Annotated in this window: 3 protein-coding genes; all 3 read right to left on the bottom strand. The window is 44.8% G+C overall.

The window, feature by feature from the left end; translation table 11 throughout:
- Positions 1-165 precede the first annotated feature (165 nt).
- The gene (locus tag BHV64_RS09130; protein ID WP_195498326.1) at positions 166-756 is read right to left on the bottom strand and encodes an RNA polymerase sigma-70 factor; all 591 of its coding nucleotides are present in this window, start codon (positions 754-756) and stop codon (positions 166-168) included.
- 951 nt (positions 757-1,707) lie between these two features.
- Complete coding sequence (locus tag BHV64_RS09125) at positions 1,708-2,205, bottom strand: hypothetical protein (RefSeq protein ID WP_254886350.1); 498 nt, start codon at positions 2,203-2,205, stop codon at positions 1,708-1,710.
- Positions 2,206-2,296: 91 nt separating this feature from the next.
- Positions 2,297-2,653, bottom strand: a 357-nt coding sequence (locus BHV64_RS09120) for a relaxase/mobilization nuclease domain-containing protein (protein ID WP_288115781.1), incomplete at its 5' end; no start/stop codon positions are given.

Here is a 2,653-nt window from a genome sequence, read left to right as displayed (position 1 = left end):
TGGGTCCTTCGAAATAGCGGACGGCGAGTTCTTTCAGGCTTTCGTTCATGGGGTCGGTTGTTGTACGCATACATACATACAACAATCGGGGCGGATTTTCCCCCCCCCTAATCTTGAAAATTAATTGTTATTATGGGTTGCAGACCTTGACGATGTCGGAGAACTTCAAGAAAGCTGTCCCAACGACCATATCAGAATCAAGCTTTGCAGGTAGGCAGATTTTTCATATTCAAGCGCTTTGATGAAGATGCGCAAGGCTCGCTGGATATGCCGTTCAACTGTATTGAGTGAGATATGAAGGCGTTCGGATATTTCTCTGTTTTTAAGCCCATCAAACCGACTGAGGACAAACACCTCTCGGCAGCGCTCCGGCAGAGAATTCATAATACGTTGTATCTGACATTCCAATTCCTGATACAAGAAAGGATGCTCGTTTTCAATGAACGAAAAATCGTAGTTATACAAACGCTCTTCTCCAATTTTTACTTGTGCCTGCAATTGGTAGCGGTGTCTGTCAACAATATTTTTGTGCTTCAGATAGTTGAGACATCGGTTGCGGGCGATGACGAACAATAACCGGCGAGTTTCTTCTGTGTCATGCGAAATCTGCTTATTCCACAAGACCATAAAACTGTCTTGCACTAAATCTTGTGCTGTGGAGTTGTCGTTAATAAAACGTTGTACATAAGCTAACAGTCGGGGATGATAGTTGATATACAGTTTCTCGAACTCAGATCGTATAAACTTACTATGCATAAATCGGTGTGGTGGGAATAAACATTGTCGGAAAGTTTTTCAAAAAGCAAAAGTATAAAAAATGTTAATAAACAATAGTGAAATTAGAAGTATATGTTGTAATAACGACTAAAAAAGATGTTTTAAGATAAAATTCTGGCAAATTGCAATGTTGGAGGGATTGTCGTACATTATTAGTTGAACAGTGGAATTATTTTTTAAGTATCAGAGATCGATTGAGCCCTACAACTACAAATTGTTGAAATATAAATTTTGCCACCAGGAATGAAGATTATAATCATCCTTATTTCCGGATAGGACGTTGGCCGTGTTTTCTCACACGTTTCTGATATTCGGTTTTACTATATGTTTTTTCCTTACCCGTGACTGATTGCAAAATCTGCGACAGATAATAAATGGTGGTGGCGGAACTTACCACTTGACGGGTTTGTTCTGTATTACTCCGTCAGACACATTTGCGACGGTGAATGTATTATCGCGATATTGTGCGCAGAGTATCCGAGCAAAACTGTCCCATTGTTCCGCATACTTCGCTTTCCATCGGGAACCGCGCGTAGCGTACTGTCCTTCTGCATGGAAAGATACCGACCTGCCCACTTGTAACTCGTCCCTTGAGGAGGAAATTCAGTTCCTTATGTTGTTTGTGCATCGTACTTGGCAGGAAGAGTAGGAAAGAAAATTCGCCATCTGTGACACCGAGGACTGCGCCTCTGAACATTTTTCCGAGTATCTTCACTTTGGGGCCAAGTTCCAGTACATAGCCGTTTAATGATGATACTGAAATTTGCTACTGCCGCAGTTTTTTCAATTTGTTCTTTATTTAAGGTTTATACGCTTGCTATTATTTAATCTTTTTAACTTGCGTTGATTGTATTGTCGCTAGAGGGTAAACTATTATTAGGTGAAATATTAAAAACTTGTTTTAAATAATAGAAGATTATGATGCAAGATTTACTCTGTCCGAAATGTGGTGGTTCGCTTCGGAAGCAAGTAGTCCCGCCTCTCCTCTTTCAGTGTCGGATACAATTCGTCGAACACGTTTGCCGAGAACTCTTTGCCCAGCACCGAACCGTTGGCAACAATGCCTGCGTTGTGGTCGATGAAGGTCACACCGTAAATCCTTCCCACGGGATTTATGCGGAACACGACATCGATACCGTCCGCTTTCAACAGTTGCCGAAACTCTTCCCTTGTATTGTCCGGGCTCATGGCGTCTTTGACTGTTTGCCGCAGCCGGTCGAGTGTCCCGTCCTGCTTCAACGCGCTCTTCGACCGCTCATAATACTTTTGAAGGGCCTTATAGCCGACATCCTTTCCGATACGGCTCGATTTGAACGGCGTGCCGATACCGTAGCCATCGTCGGTCATGGCACCGTAAATCACTCCGGCATAGTCCCGTCCGTCGACGGTTCCCGTGCGTTCCTCGACCGAGACATTGAACAGTTCCAATAAGGTGCGGAACTCGCCATAGGACGAGCATTTGTAATTCCGCAGGCATGACCTGACGACAGACGATATCTGTTGTTTGACGTTGCCCGCCTTATAGTTTATTTTCCGAAGATCGGGGGGGGGAAGTCTCCGTCTGCTCCTCGCCTTTGATACTCGGATGCAGGCCGTATTTGCGTTCCAAGTCACGCAGAATCTCCATCGAGTGCCGGGCCTCGAAATCATGCGGTAGCTTATGTCCGTTCTCATCGACACGTAATGACACGATATGGAGATGTTCCCGCTCGATATCCTTGTGTTTGAAAACGATATAAGGCTGGTCGCCGTAACCCATGCGTTCCATGTACTCACCGGCGATTTTCCGGAGCTGTTCGTCTGTCAGCCTGTCCTCCGGTGAAGGGTTCAGCGAGGCATGGAAAACCGTGTTCGTAGTCCTGCGGTTGGCTTCGAG

This window comes from Alistipes sp. 56_sp_Nov_56_25, assembly GCF_001915285.1.
Classification (GTDB): Bacteria; Bacteroidota; Bacteroidia; order Bacteroidales; family Rikenellaceae; genus Alistipes; species Alistipes shahii.
This window is presented reverse-complemented; position numbering and strand designations above follow the sequence as displayed.

Coding starts and splice junctions, on each gene's coding strand:
- BHV64_RS09130 (WP_195498326.1), bottom strand. CDS start 756: ATGCATAGTAAGTTTATACGATCTGAGTTCGAGAAACTGTATATCAAC.